The organism is Mesorhizobium sp. (genome assembly GCF_004963255.1).
Lineage (GTDB): Bacteria > Pseudomonadota > Alphaproteobacteria > Rhizobiales > Rhizobiaceae > Mesorhizobium.
Genome location: NZ_SUGA01000006.1, coordinates 102,986 through 116,269, shown reverse-complemented (window position 1 = coordinate 116,269; position 13,284 = coordinate 102,986). Strand labels below are relative to the sequence as shown.

The 13,284-nt window shown below is 60.3% G+C and carries 9 protein-coding genes and 1 pseudogene; 2 read left to right on the top strand and 8 right to left on the bottom strand.

Features of this window, described 5'->3' with window-relative positions; translation table 11 throughout:
* Positions 1–15: 15 nt before the first annotated feature.
* The 5 genes from E5X34_RS09695 to E5X34_RS09675 all read right to left on the bottom strand — a co-directional run bounded on the left by E5X34_RS09695 (position 16) and on the right by E5X34_RS09675 (position 5,983).
* Positions 16–873, bottom strand: a complete 858-nt coding sequence (locus E5X34_RS09695) for a carbohydrate ABC transporter permease (protein WP_126083150.1) — start codon at positions 871–873, stop codon at positions 16–18.
* Entirely contained in the window at positions 873–1,793 is a 921-nt protein-coding gene (locus E5X34_RS09690) for a sugar ABC transporter permease (protein WP_292563439.1), read from the bottom strand. The genes E5X34_RS09695 and E5X34_RS09690 overlap by 1 nt, the downstream gene beginning before the upstream one ends.
* Before the next feature lie 342 nt (positions 1,794–2,135).
* Positions 2,136–3,383: a sugar ABC transporter substrate-binding protein gene (locus tag E5X34_RS09685; protein WP_292563436.1), complete on the bottom strand. Its 1,248-nt coding sequence runs from the start codon at positions 3,381–3,383 to the stop codon at positions 2,136–2,138.
* 74 nt (positions 3,384–3,457) lie between these two features.
* Entirely contained in the window at positions 3,458–4,507 is a 1,050-nt protein-coding gene (locus E5X34_RS09680; RefSeq protein WP_292563432.1) for a LacI family DNA-binding transcriptional regulator, read from the bottom strand.
* 270 nt (positions 4,508–4,777) lie between these two features.
* Positions 4,778–5,983, bottom strand: a complete 1,206-nt coding sequence (locus E5X34_RS09675) for a DUF6161 domain-containing protein (RefSeq protein WP_292563429.1) — start codon at positions 5,981–5,983, stop codon at positions 4,778–4,780.
* A 202-nt stretch (positions 5,984–6,185) separates the two neighbouring features.
* On the opposite strand from E5X34_RS09675, the gene E5X34_RS09670 reads away from it, so the two are divergent.
* Positions 6,186–6,794, top strand: a complete 609-nt coding sequence (locus E5X34_RS09670) for a hypothetical protein (RefSeq protein WP_292563427.1) — start codon at positions 6,186–6,188, stop codon at positions 6,792–6,794.
* 66 nt (positions 6,795–6,860) lie between these two features.
* Here the strand turns inward: E5X34_RS09670 and E5X34_RS09665 are convergent, their stop codons facing one another.
* Both E5X34_RS09665 and E5X34_RS09660 read right to left on the bottom strand, forming a co-directional pair.
* The gene (locus E5X34_RS09665; protein ID WP_292563424.1) at positions 6,861–8,726 is read right to left on the bottom strand and encodes a DUF6119 family protein; all 1,866 of its coding nucleotides are present in this window, start codon (positions 8,724–8,726) and stop codon (positions 6,861–6,863) included.
* Between the two features lie 115 nt (positions 8,727–8,841).
* Positions 8,842–9,727 (bottom strand): annotated as a pseudogene (locus E5X34_RS09660) (HNH endonuclease).
* Positions 9,728–10,422: 695 nt separating this feature from the next.
* On the opposite strand from E5X34_RS09660, the gene E5X34_RS09655 reads away from it, so the two are divergent.
* Positions 10,423–11,670, top strand: a complete 1,248-nt coding sequence (locus tag E5X34_RS09655; protein ID WP_292563723.1) for an outer membrane beta-barrel protein — start codon at positions 10,423–10,425, stop codon at positions 11,668–11,670.
* A 202-nt stretch (positions 11,671–11,872) separates the two neighbouring features.
* Here E5X34_RS09655 and E5X34_RS09650 read toward each other — a convergent pair whose 3' ends face one another.
* A complete protein-coding gene (locus E5X34_RS09650) occupies positions 11,873–13,273 on the bottom strand; it encodes a hypothetical protein (protein ID WP_292563421.1) in 1,401 nt (466 codons plus the stop codon).
* Positions 13,274–13,284: the final 11 nt, after the last annotated feature.

Genomic DNA, 13,284 nt, shown 5'->3' with positions numbered 1-13,284 from the left:
TTCACTCCATTCGAATTACTTGACGGCCCCGGCCATTAGGCCGCGGATGTAGAAGCGCTGCAGCGCCAGGAACAGGATCAGGCAAGGCACCATCATCACCGTGACGCCCGCCTGCACCGCGCCCCAGTCGATGGCGCCGAAGCGGCCGGACTGCAGCGCCGTCATCATCACCGGCAGGGTGAATTTGGACTGGTCGGTCATCAGCACGAGTGCCGCCAGGAACTCGTTCCAGGCGCCGAGAAAGGCGAACAGCGCAATGGTGACGACGCCCGGCCAGACCAGCGGCAGCATCACCTTGACGAGCATGGTGACATTGTTGGCGCCGTCCATGCGCGCCGCCTCCTCGATCTCGCGCGGCACCGCGTCGAAGGCGTTGCGCATCATGAAGATCGAGAAGGGCAATTGCAGCGTGACATAGACGCAGACCAGCCCGGTCAGCGTGTTGTGCAGGCCGAGCCTGGTCAGCACCAGGAAGATCGGCGTCAGGATCGACTGGAACGGGATCATGATCGTCGACAGGATGAGGACGAAGAAGAAGTCCCGGAACGGAAAGCGGAAGCGCGAGAAGCCGTAGCCGGCAAGCACGCTGACCAGCACCGACAGGAGCACCGTCATCACCGAGACATAGATGCTGTTCTGCGCCGAGACCCAGAGCCCGTCGCCGAAGGCGTTCAGCGTCTCGTAGTTCTCGACCGAGAAGCCGGTGGTCGGCCAGGGCGGCAGCGGCGGCTGGCGCGCTTCCTGCGCCGGCTTGAAGGTCGAAAGCACCGTCCACACGATCGGCGCCAGGAACAGCACCGAGGCGATGATGCCGGTGGAATGCCTGGCGAGGCTGAAGGCGGCCTTGCGGTTTTGCGACATCGCCTCGGCCATCAGTCGAGCCCCTCGGGCTTGCGCAGCAGCCAGAGCTGGACGAGGCTGAGCGCCACCAGGATGGCCAGCAGCACCATGGAGAGCGCGGCGCCATAGCCGAGCTTGAACGACACGAAGGACTGGTTGAAGATCCAGTAGACCGCCGTCAGCGTCTGGTTGCGCGGGCCGCCGCGCAGGATGATGTAGAACTGGTCGAAGGCGAGGATCGAGCCTGCCACCGACAGGATCAGCGCCAGCGCCAGTGTGCGGCGCATCAAGGGCAGCGTGATCGCCCGGAACCTGGCGAATGGCCCTGCCCCGTCGATGACGGCTGCCTCCTGCAGGTCCTGCGGGATCGACTGCAGGCCGGTCATCAGGATGATCATGGTGAAGCCGGCGACCTTCCACACCACCATGGCGATGATCGACCAGAACGCCGGCTGGAAGGTGGCAAGAAGATTGACCTTCTTTTCGGTCAGGCCGAGGTCGTAAGCGGCCGGGCTGAACAGGCCGGAATCGACATTCAAGAGCCAGGACCAGAGCAGGCTCGCCGAAGCGAAGCCCACCACCGCCGGCATGAAGAAGGCGGTGCGGTAGAGATTGGTGAGCGGCCGCGGCTTTTCGATGAAGATCGCCAGCGGGAAGGCGACGGCGAAGATCGCTATGGTGACGATCACCGTGTAGTAGAAGGTGAATTTCAGCGCATTCCAGAAGCGGGTGTCGCGCAGGATCGCGACATAATTGTCGAAGCCGATGAAGGCATGCTCGCCCATCAGCGGCCAGTTGTTCAGCGACATCCACGCCGTCATGCCAAGCGGGATGACGAAGAAGACGGTGACGAAAGCGACGGCCGGCAGGACATAGAGCAGACCCACCCATTGCCGCAGGCTGGCGCTGGTGCGCGAGCGGGCGGGAGCGGAGGCGGCGGTCATGGCGGTCATGGTTTCACTCCTCCTTCTCCCCTTGTGGGAGAAGGTGTCGCCGAAGGCGACGGATGAGGGGTGTTCCAGCGGAGCGAGGCGCTGGCGTTCCCTGGAACACCCCTCATCCGTCTCGGCGCTGCGCGCCGATCCACCTTCTCCCACAAGGGGAGAAGGGGGGCGCGAACCTCTCGGCGCCTCAAACAGGCGATGCCAGTGAGAGTGAGCTTTCTCAACGCTATAACCCTGCCGTTCAGCGATGCAACATCCCGGCCGCCCGGCCAGGGAGACGGGGCGGGCGGCCGGTCAGGGCCTTGGCGGCGAGGCGTTGCGCGATCCCCGCCGCCGGCCGGCCCTGGTGTTCTACTTGTTCGGCGCCTGGTCGATGATCGACTGCATCGTCTCCTGCGCGTTGGCGATGGCGCCGTCGACGTCGTCGCCGAAGAACACCTCGTTGATCATCTGCGTCCAGGGACCGTTGGCGGAGTTGATCAGGTCGTTGAACACCACCGAATAGGGCGTCCTGCCCTTGGCCATCGCTTCGGCGGCTACCTGGTAACGCGGGTCGAGATCCTTCAGCGCGTCCTTGGCGATGTCGTTGCGCACCGGCAGGCTGCCATATTTGGCGAGGATGGTCTGGCCCTCCAGCGAATAGGCGAAGTCCAGGAACTCCTTCACCACGGCGATCTTCTTGGTGCCCTTGGTGACGACGAAATTGTCGCCGCCGGCGAAGGACGACCAGCCGCCATCCTTGCCCGGCAGGAAGGTGATGCCGTAGTCGATATCAGGATACTGCGTGTTGAGCGCGCCGATGGCGAATGCGCCGGAGGGCGAGATGCCGATCTTGCCCCCGGCGAAGGCGGCGAAGAAATTGGCGCCGGTGTCGGTCTGCGCGCCCTCGGGCACCAGCCCTTTCTTGATCATCGAGCGGTAGAGGTCGATCGCGCCGCGCAGCTGCGGGCTGTCGAGCGTCGCCTTTGAGCCGTCCTCCGACAGGATGTCGCCGCCCGAGGCCCAGATCAGCGGCGTGAAGGTGAAGATGTTGCAGCCGCCGCAATTGCCAGAGAAGTAAAAACCCTTGATGTCGCCGCCGAGCGCGTTGACCTTCTCGGCGTCGGCCGCGATCTCGGCCCAGTTGGTCGGCCCCTTCTCCGGGTCCAGCCCCGCCTGCTTGAACAGCTTCTTGTTCCAGATCAGCACCGAGGCGTCGGCCGAAAACGGCAGGCCGTAGATGCGGTCCTTATAGGTGCCGGTCTTCACATGCGCCAGCGACAGGCTCGAAAAATAGGGCAAGGATTTCGCCCAGTCGGTGATGTCCTCCAGTTGGCCGGCGGCGGCGAAGGACGGCGTGTAGATCAGGTCGAGCGAGAGCGCGTCGGGCGCGGTGCCGCCGGCGGCGGCCGCGCCATATTTCGGGATGATCTCGGCATTGGGAATGATGTCGAGCTTGATCTGGTCCTTGTTCGCCTTGTTGAAGGCGTCGACGATGCGCGGCATGAAGTTCGAGCCGTCGGCGCGCACCCAGATGTTGGCGGTCTCGGCGGACGCCGCCTCGAGGCCGCCGCCGATGACGGCCGCCGCAAGCATCAGCTTGGCAAGCATGGTCTTCATGTTACTCCTCCTCATGGTTCTCCTCCCAGTTTGGCCACGCCGCCCGGCGGATGCGGGCGCGCGGCCTCGTTGCTTCATTCCGGCGGACCTCCGCATGACTGACGCACCACCAGCCGGCACGGCAGTTTCCTGATGCCCGGCGCGGCCGGCTGGCCGTCGACGAGCGAAAGCAAAGCAAGCCCGGCCTCGCGGCCGAGCGTCGAAAGATTCATGTCGACGGAGGTGAGCGGCGGGCGCGTCGCCTCGGCCACGATCTCCCAATTGTCGAAGCCGATGACGCCGACATCCTCGGGCACGCGGATGCCGCGCTCGCGTAGCGCGTCGATGACGCCGCGGGCGATCTGGTCGTTGCCGCAGAAGACAGCATCCGGCCACTCTTCCCTCCCCGCACGGCCGAACAGTTTTTCGACTGCATCATGGCCCCAGGCTTCCGACCAGGCGCCGAGCAGCGGCTCGCTCGCGGCCAGGCCGTTCTCCTTCAGGACGTCGCGCCAGGCTTGCGCCCGCGCGTGCACCACCGCAAAGCTCGCCGGGCCGCTGACATGGGCGATGCGCCGGCGGCCGAGCCGCAGGAAATGCTCGACCGCCAGCCGCGCGCCGCCGGCGTCGTCGGAGACGAGGCCGACAGCGCCGGGATCGGGCTGGGTGAAGGCGTAGACGACCGGAATGCGCAGGTTGGAGAGATCGACCGGCAGATGGCGGTCGATGCGTTTTCCGGTGGCGACGATGCCGTCGACGCGCTTGTCGAGCATGGCCTCGACATGCAGCTGGCCGAGCCGCTGGTCGTCCTCGACATTGCACAGGAACACCGACACGCCCTTGTCGACCAGCGCATCCGAAACGCCGGCCATCAGCGGCAGCGAAAAGCGGCCATAGGTGTCGTTGGTGAGCAGCCCAACTGTGAAGGAGCGTTTTCTGAGCAGGCTCTGCGCCAGGCTGTTCGGCCGGAAGCCGAGCAGCCGCGCCGTCTCGCGAATGCGCTCGCGCGTCTCGGCGGTCATGCGTCCCTGCCCGTTCAGCGCCTTGGACGCCGTGGCCACGCTGACGCCGGCCGCGGCCGCCACCTCGCGCAGCGTGACCGGCGGCTTGGCGGAAACTGGCGCTGGCTCGGCGTTGGAAGGCATGGGCGCGGCGGAATCCCTGAGCTGGGAAAAGGTTTTCTCTTATCGCCCTGCGCGGTGATGACGGGTGAGGTCAGCGGGCGAGCGGCGGGTTGGGAAAAGGTTTTCTCATGCAGGAGATTAGGGGAAGGTGGGGAGGTTGGCAAGGGGGATGGGGCAGAGCCGCGACGCGATTGTTCGTCAATGGTGCCCTTCGGCGGAACCGCCAGAGCCGCGCATGGTGTACGCGGAGCGTGTCGATAAAAAACGGGAGCTTGGTGCGAAGGGCCGCGCCTACTTCTTCACCATTTCGAGGAGGTCCACCAAATTGGGCGGCGCAATCTCCGTGTGCGTGCTTCCGTCGACTGGACGGAACAGAGCGTTCAGGACGATCGCCAATTCCGCGGGGGAAGCATCCTGTTCGAGGGTTAACGCGCTGTAGGTGGTAGCAATCGTTCCTCTCAACCGAGCATCTGCCCCAAGTGCCATGTTCTGTACAATTACCCGACTCACGTGGCGCAACAGCCATGCGAACGCGAGAGTGGGCAATGTAATGAATGCTAGAGGCACGAGGGCGAGGAGACCTGGGTCTTGAGCGTTTCCCACGATCCGCTCGTGCGCCGTTGCTACCAGGTCAACTCCCCAATGCGTGAGCCAGTAGATTCCGAAGCCGAGAGAACCAAGGAAGATCAACCCAAAAAGCGCAGCGATCTTGGTGTGTGAGTTAGCCTTGTTCGACCAATAGGTCGTCGGCGCTTCTAGAATCAAGCGCTTCCGAACCTTATCCTCGAGTTCCGCAGTCCGGGTATTTGAATCAAGGAGCGACTGGGCGAGTTGTGACCTAACACTTTTGAACGTATCAGCACTGCTTTGCCTGAGGGCCTCAATTTCAGCCTGGAATTCCTTTCGCGTGGCGTCCTGCCAATTCTGGAATTCCAGTTTGATCTCCTCTGCCTCAGCACGGTGGGCTTGGGCGGTCGTGATAACTCTTTCGAGTGCTTTGGCCTCCGCTTTTGTCGATCTCGTTTGAGAAAGAAATTCGATTGTCCCCCCCAACCCCGAGAACCACTGTCCTATGGAGAGAGGATTGCGGCTAGCATCCGGCCACGTATTGTGCGGCCCAAGATATGCGGCGACAGCCGCCGCGGCACCAACATACAGTTTCGGCTTCTCCTGACGGATGGTCTTCAGGTGGCGCCCGTAAATCCCGTCACTTATGATGGCGCCCTTTGTTTCCAAGAGGCCTATCGCGTCGAGAGGTTTTTCTTGAATTCTAAGCGCCTCTTCGAAAGGTGTGGCCATCATTGCATTGAGAAATGAAACTGTCCCGTTTCCGCCTGGCAATGAAATGCTAGATGGCTCGTTTTGCTGCCGCCAATGGTCTCGTTCGGACGTCAGGAAACTGGCTATTTCACCGGCATTTCGGAATAGTCGATCAACCTGTTGGTTAGGAAGGGTAAGCCTGATTGGAAAAGCACCCTCTTTTGATTTAACCGGCATTTTCGCGTAGCCCCGAAAGGGGATTAGTAGCGGTGAGTCTTCCGGTGATTACTACTGCGGATAGCTGTGGAAAGCGGGGACAGAATGAGCCGCGCGATCTCGCGTTCTGCCGCGAAGCCAACCGCGCTTGTCGCGAATGACCAACCGGAGCGAATCTTTGACGGGTCAGCCATATATCCCCTCGATCGGTGAAGTACTGAAGATGACGCCGAAGCTCAACGAGTGGGCTTCCATGGCTGCGCACGCTTATGGAATCTATGCAGGGATCAATCGGGCAATCGGCGAGACCAAAGACAAATCCGCCCCGGTCGTCAGTCATGCCGACCATTACCGCCAAATGGCAGCACTGCTATGCGTCGTTCGCGTCTTCGCTACTGTCGATAGGCAAGCCAAGATATCGCTGCAGTCGGTCCATCGCTACCTTAAGAAGCCGGAATCGGTGATGGAGGTCGCGCGGGCCTACGCCGCTTCACCGCCGGAAGAGAAGCCAAACCTTGTGCAATCACAAAAATTCATCGATCAATTCAATGCCGACTATGCGCATATCGATTGGAAGGCTCTCGGCAATCTTCAGAGTTTCAGAAACACTGCAATAGCGCACATTGGCTGGGATGAGGTGAAACGCTTTGTTACCTTTGGGCAGCTGGAATCGTTGCTGGAAATCGTCTCTAAGCTCGCAGGCCAACTGACCTTGATGACGTCAGGTTTAAACAACTGGCCTTATGAACATCGGGAGAGTGCTTGCGACAACGCTTATCACAAATGGGCGGCGATTTTCGCCGCTGACGCAGCCGACAGAATTGACTACTGAGCGGACCAGTGCGAACTATGTTTCGGTAATGCGCGGCCACCCGTTAAAACGCGCACGCATTTGCAGCTAAGCGACCGCCGAATAGGGCCAAAGATGAGAAGATGAATATTCATCGTCTCTCACCTTAACAGACACATTGAAGCGCGCGCCGGGCGCGCTGTCTGAAACTGCCTTGGGGCAGCGTTTAATATTTATCGTTATATCCAGTCCCTGGCCGTCTACGGCCCGAACCACTTTCCTCTTTCCGTCTTGTATTACCTCTACTAGGTAACTTTGATAGGGTGTATGTCCACCCTTGGCGTCGCTATGGTCCGGAATGAAAGTGAGCGCGCAAGGAATTCGCGCGAAGTCAAGCCGCTGCATGTTTCTCATCAAGCTAAGCTTTGAAAAAAGGGGGAGGTTCCCGGACGCTCCCGCCGTGCCCTTGTGAGTGATGATACCAAACACGATCTTGTAGTCCGAGTGCACAAACGGCGCCAAAAAGTCAGTGGGATCTGCGCCGGCTAGCTTTTCCGTTATGATCGCTTCTATCTTATCACGAGAAGCCGCCTCATGCGTGATTAGTTCAACAGAATTCACGCCTTGGTTGAACAGATGACTGAGGTGCGACGAGCGCGTGGAAATCTTGATGTGATAAAATATACCTCGCTGACCGGATGCCGCGGCTGCATCGGCGCGCGCAGTGTATAAGTCGCAAGGCTCAATTGCTGTGTTTCCAGAGGGGCTGATATCAGTCTGATCAAGGCAAAGAACTCCCAGGTGAGCTGCAGCCATTGCCTCGTTGTAGTTCTCCTCACTGTAAACCCGCTTCCCCTTGCTCATAACGTCGTGATCGTAAGGGCTTAGGTCTGTCACTTCGCATTTGGCGTCCAAATAAGTTCTCAGCCGCGCGGCGAAAGCCTTTTCAACTTTATACCAAGCACCCTCGCATAAATGGTAGATCACGTCCTCACCCGGTGGCTCTATGTCGAATAGGACGCTGCGATAGAGCCCGTATGACTTTTCGGCCACACCTTCTGTGTCGGTGAGGACAAGGCGGAATTCACGTTTCAGGGCATCCAAAGTGAGATCGGCAAGTTTCTCATCACCGACGTATTCGTAGAATTGCTCTATGGAAATATCAGGATAAATCTGGCTCGGGCCTTCACCTCCCCCAAACATGCAGCAGGTGTTATCCTTGTAGTCGACGATATCGGGAATGGTGAGAGTCGTCGCCCCGTTCTTCTCTCTGATCGAGGCAAGCAGGTGAGCATCCAACGGCGCAATATCGGCTGGATTTCGCACGGGTGTTATGTTTTCGATATTTGGAAACGATGCCTTGTATTCGTCACTCTCATAAAGCTCCAGAAATCGGCTGCATCGATCAGACAGTTCTTTCGGCTGGATTTTGAGGCTGATTTTAAGGCTAGCTGAGCCTGTAGCACTCTTGAAAAGTTCTTCAAACTCCGGCTTCACTTTACCGGTGAGACTCTTGATGATCTCACTGTTGGCGTCAAAATCCAGGTACGTCAATTCAGTGGAAATCGGCACTTGTGTGCGCTTTCGTCGCGCGGGTCCGGGTTCGACCATGTCGGCGCTTCGTAGTTCTTTTGGATCAAGCATATTCAGAGTAACACGTAGGCCAAAGTCGTACTCGTAGGCGGCGTCTTTGAGATTGTGATGAACTTGTCCAAAGCAGATAGCAAAATGACGCTCGCCTACCGGCAAGAACAAGAGAGCCCCTTTGAACTCCTGCCAAATGTCATCCTCAATGCCGAAATACGAGCGCCACCAGGGGCGCTTACGGTCGGCGTCAGATATATAAATAACCGCGCCTTCGGGCGCGTTGTTGGCCTCGGCGAGATCCAGTTGATGATCGTCTACGAGAGCGTTGTCTGCATCATAATTTTCGCACAAAAGATAAATGGAAAACGGTCTCGATTTTTCGGCCATTTCATCCCCCCAGACAATTGGCTATTCAATAACAACTGATCACAGAAATATGCATATGACAACAATATCGCTGCAGTCCCAACACCGAATGGATGTACAGCATAGTCCCCCGCACTCACTGCTTGAAACAATGCTCGCGGTGCCATTGTAGGAAACGGGGATGCGGGCGTTCAAATGGTCGGGCCGGCTGAAGCGCGGCACGTCTTGTTTATGAGCCCCCGCACGCTGTCGAGGTCGTTGACCTGCCGCGAGATCAGTATCTCCAGATCATCGGATAGGCTGATCAATCCTCGATCGAACATCCAATGCGCTGTGCCGGACAGCGCGATGCCATTGTTGATGACGTCCGGGCCATTCCTTTCGACCGGTCGAATATGGGCGGCTGACACCTCGGCTCGGCCGCCGCCATTGATCAGCTTCAGCCCCGTGATCGCGCAGCGTTCGTCATAGGCGCGCAGGACGATGCGGCGAAAGATACGATCCCGCACTATCCGCGATCCGATGTAGTTCACCCGGTCGCGGCTCTGCTCAAACTGAAACGGCGCCTGCTCTTCCTGAAAGCCGGCTTCATCGACGCGCGGCAGCATCACCTCGCTAGCATCGAAAGCCAGATCGATGATGCGGTTGAAGTCTGCAGCACTAAGCGGGCGGACGGCGGATTGGGCGCGGCCGGATATTCTGCCCTCGTTATTGAGCAAACCGCGTTCGACAAGACCACCGGTTCCATTGAACGGCACAGGATTGACGAAATCGAGGTAGGTTCCGGGTTCAATCAGAGCGAGGTACATGCCAGGCGCCGCGGGATCGGGAATGACCTGCTGGACCTTGGCCATCGCGAAGTAACCGCGCGTCTCGGTCACCTTGCTGGGTTCGTAATAGATGATCCAATCGCCGACGCAGGCTTCGACACGGCTCAGATACTGACGAGGGAATTGATACTGCTCAGCGGGGCTGTCGTCGTAGATCGAATCTGTGCGGTGAATGAAAACCCCAAATGCCATGGTCTTCTGCTTGCTTGGAGTACGTCCGCGCCGATACAGCCTGATGTCGAGTGTTTAGTCTAGGTAGGAGAAAGCTTTTCCTCTGCCGCGAGCGGATGACTGACCATTCCACCCCGCCCGCTTTCTGCTTGATACCGCCTCCGCCATCCAGAAGCCTCGCTATCTCCGGCAACCCCTTCGCTCCCCTACAACAACGCTCCCTCGCCCGCGCCGATCAGCTCGCCGGGCTGGCGGCCATCGCGCATCGGCCAACTCCCCTCCCCGGTGACGATTCGCTGATTCGGCTCGCCCATCCGCTCGCCGGCGCGGCGGGCGCGGTCGGCATTGCTGAAGTCAGCGCGCGGAACTCAGCGCTGTAGACGCGGCTGGCCGAGAAGGACAAGCGTGCGCGGCGTTCGAGATCACGATGTCGAGGTCCTCGCCCATCGAGTCCCGCGGCGGATCCGACCAGCCCTCACGGCTTCTGCAACCAAACTGACCTTTTTTGGGTGCATTTTTACCGGAATCGCCGAGTCCTGGGGAAAGCTGCCCAGGAATTGGGCAGTTCGATCCTCGAGTGTTGCATTTTTGCCATCACAAATTTCAACAACCCCTGCTAGAAGCGCGTCGGGTTTTAATTGGGGTTATGGGCTATGCTTCTTCTTCGTGTTTCCGCGAAATCCGTTCTGCTGGGCGCTGTTTCGGCCGTTGCCTTGATGTCGGCCGCGCATGCCGCCGACGTTGTCCAGGAGCAGGCTGCTCCCGGCTTCAACTGGAGCGGCGTCTATGTCGGCTTCGGTGTCGGCGCCGGCGCCAATGTGCATAAGATCAGCGGCGACATCCTTCCGGGCGTCTCGCTCAACGGCATTGGCGGCGAAGGCATCTTCGGCCAGGCGACCGTCGGCTACGATTACATGGTCTCGCAGCGCTTCCTGCTTGGCGGCCTGATCGACACGCATGTCGGCACGCTCAAGACGTCGCTTGATGTGGGCGCCCTGGGTGGCCTCAGCGCCGACGTCAAGGAAACCTACGGCTTCGATGTCGGCGTTCGCGCCGGTTACCTGCTGACGCCGAGCACGCTGGGCTATGTGCTGGGCGGCTATGCCTGGCAGAAGTACAAGCTCGACACTAATGCCGGTTTCGGCATGGACTGGGATCAGGGTGGCTACTTCGTCGGCGCCGGCGTCGAAACGGCGATCAACAGCAACTGGACGCTGAAGGGCGAGTATCGCTACACGCGGTTCAGCACCAAAGACGATCTCCTGTCGCAGTTCGGTGCGCCGGACGGCACACTCAACCTCGACACTTCGCGCCACACCTTCGAAGTGGCCCTGAGCTACCGCTTCAACGCCAATGACGGCGGCGCGGCCAGCTTCGAGACGCCTTCCTACAACTGGACCGGCTTCTATGTCGGCGGTGGCTTTGGCGCCGGCGCGTCCGTGCATTCGATCGACTCCGACCCGCTCGGTGTCAACTTCAACGGCCTGGGCGGCGAAGGCGTGTTCGGCGAAGGCAGCATCGGCTACGACCAGGACATGGGCAGCTGGGTGGCCGGTATCCTCGTCGATGCGCGCTACTCCGGCATGACCTCGAAGCTTGAGGTGCCTGGCGGGCAGATCAACCTCGACACCGACTACGGCTTCGACGTGCTCGGCCGCATCGGCATGAAGGTGAATGAAAGCACCCTCGCCTACGCGCTTGGCGGTTACAGCTGGCAGCATTTCGACCTCAATGCTTCCGACCCGATCGGCGACATCCTCGATTGGGGTTCCAGCGGGTTCTCGGTCGGTGCCGGTCTGGAAACGGCCGTTTCGGACAAGATGACGGTCGGCATCGAATATCGCTACTCGCAGTTCGCCAAGAAGGACTTTTCGTCTGACCTCGGCGCACCGGTCGATGACTTCCTCACCTCGACACCGTCCTTCCACACCGTGCGGATCGACGCCAAGTACAAGTTCAACTAAGCAAAGGCCTCCAGCCAAAGCAAAGGAAGCCCGCCGATTGGCGGGCTTTTCTTTTCGTACTGTCCCGGCAGAACCTGCGCGTCGCCCGCCAGCTTGCCGGCGCCGGACTGGTCGACCGCGCCAATTGCCCGGCAACGACGCAGAACAATGGGGGGCAAGGTGCCCCCCCATCGCTGTTTGCGCGAGGTCAGCGCGCAGCTTGCTAGACGAGGAAGACGCTAGCGTCCGGATGCGTCTGGTTGTTCATCGCGTCGAAGGCGTTGGCGACATCGTTGATCCCCGGTTGACCGGTCAGGCCGAAGTTGGAGGTCGGGGCGTTGGTGTCGTTAAGGACGTCCCTCACCGCGGCAGTCACCTCGCCTGGTTGGAGCGTGTGATCATCGTTCGTGTCGATCAGATTGAGAATAGAGATGATGGTCGGGTCCGCACTGGTCGCCGCGGAGAAACTGAAATTGAGCTCCGGTTTACCGCCCGGGCCGTCGGGCACGGCGGTGACTGCAGCCGAGAGATACGCCGCCGCCGAGGAGCGTTCGAGGTGATGGATGCCGCCACCCTTGGCTCCCAACGCATCCGCGATCGAGGGATTTCCAGAGATAATGTTAAGGTTCTGGAACTCGAAGATCTCCTCAAAGGAGGTCTTGGAGGTCCAGCCCGAATGGTACTCGCCCAGCTCCTGATTCAAGATATCGATGTGGTTCTTCCAGAAGCCAGGCGTCAAGCCCTGGCCCGGCGGTGGCAGGAAGTTGGTGAAGTCGTTGCCGGTGTCAACGCCGCCGCTGCCGGGGTTGTCGACCGTTTGCACAAGGATGCCGGTCTGCTGGGAGCCGGCCGGCACCACTTCGTAGATGCTCTTGCCGACATCGGCCAGTGTCAGACCGCCGATCGACCAGGCCCCGCCGGCCCCCGTCGTCGTCGAAAGGTCGCCGGCGTCAAACACGTGGTTGTCGTTGATGTCGATGTAGATGGTCACAGGATCGTGCGACCATGGCGTGTCGTCGGCCGTCTTGCCGTCGCCGGTCAGGTCCTCGTACTTGGTGCCCGAGACCGAGAAGTTCTTGAAGTTGGCAAAGTCGAGATCCGTCTGGTCGTGGCCCGAGGTGCCGACGATCGTGTAGCCGGCGCTGCCCAGCGTCTGCTCATAGCCGTTCGGCAGGACCTCGTAGACCTTGTCGCCGGCAACCGTGTAGTCGAGGTTGTCGATCGACCAGGTGCCGTCCGCAGCCGTCACCGTCGACACGTCGCCGGCCGTCAGGCCCGCGATGCCGTCCTTCTCGATATAGATCGTCACGCCGCCAAGGCCGACATCGCCCGCCGTGCTGCCGTCGCCATTGGCGTCGGTGTACTTCGTGCCCGAGATCGAGAACTTCTCGAAGTTGTCGAAGTCGAGCCCGGTCTGGTCGTGGCCCGAAGTGCCGACGATCTGGTAGCCGGCCTGGCCGACCGTCTGCACATAGCCGCCCGGCAGGACCTCGTAGACCGTCTTGCCCGCATAACTGGCGTCGAGGCCGGTGAAGGACCAGCTGCCATCGGCGGCCGTCACCGTCTGGTTGGCCGCGCCGTCATTGTTGAGCCCATCGCCGTTCTTGTCGATGAAGATCGTCACGCCGGCCAGGC

Bases quoted from the DNA above. Each gene is read 5' to 3' on its own strand.
- E5X34_RS09675 (WP_292563429.1), bottom strand. From the start codon at position 5,983: ATGCCGGTTAAATCAAAAGAGGGTGCTTTTCCAATCAGGCTTACCCTT.
- E5X34_RS09690 (WP_292563439.1), bottom strand. From the start codon at position 1,793: ATGACCGCCATGACCGCCGCCTCCGCTCCCGCCCGCTCGCGCACCAGC.
- E5X34_RS09655 (WP_292563723.1), top strand. From the start codon at position 10,423: ATGTCGGCCGCGCATGCCGCCGACGTTGTCCAGGAGCAGGCTGCTCCC.
- E5X34_RS09680 (WP_292563432.1), bottom strand. From the start codon at position 4,507: ATGCCTTCCAACGCCGAGCCAGCGCCAGTTTCCGCCAAGCCGCCGGTC.
- E5X34_RS09695 (WP_126083150.1), bottom strand. From the start codon at position 873: ATGGCCGAGGCGATGTCGCAAAACCGCAAGGCCGCCTTCAGCCTCGCC.
- E5X34_RS09670 (WP_292563427.1), top strand. From the start codon at position 6,186: ATGACGCCGAAGCTCAACGAGTGGGCTTCCATGGCTGCGCACGCTTAT.
- E5X34_RS09685 (WP_292563436.1), bottom strand. From the start codon at position 3,383: ATGAAGACCATGCTTGCCAAGCTGATGCTTGCGGCGGCCGTCATCGGC.
- E5X34_RS09665 (WP_292563424.1), bottom strand. From the start codon at position 8,726: ATGGCCGAAAAATCGAGACCGTTTTCCATTTATCTTTTGTGCGAAAAT.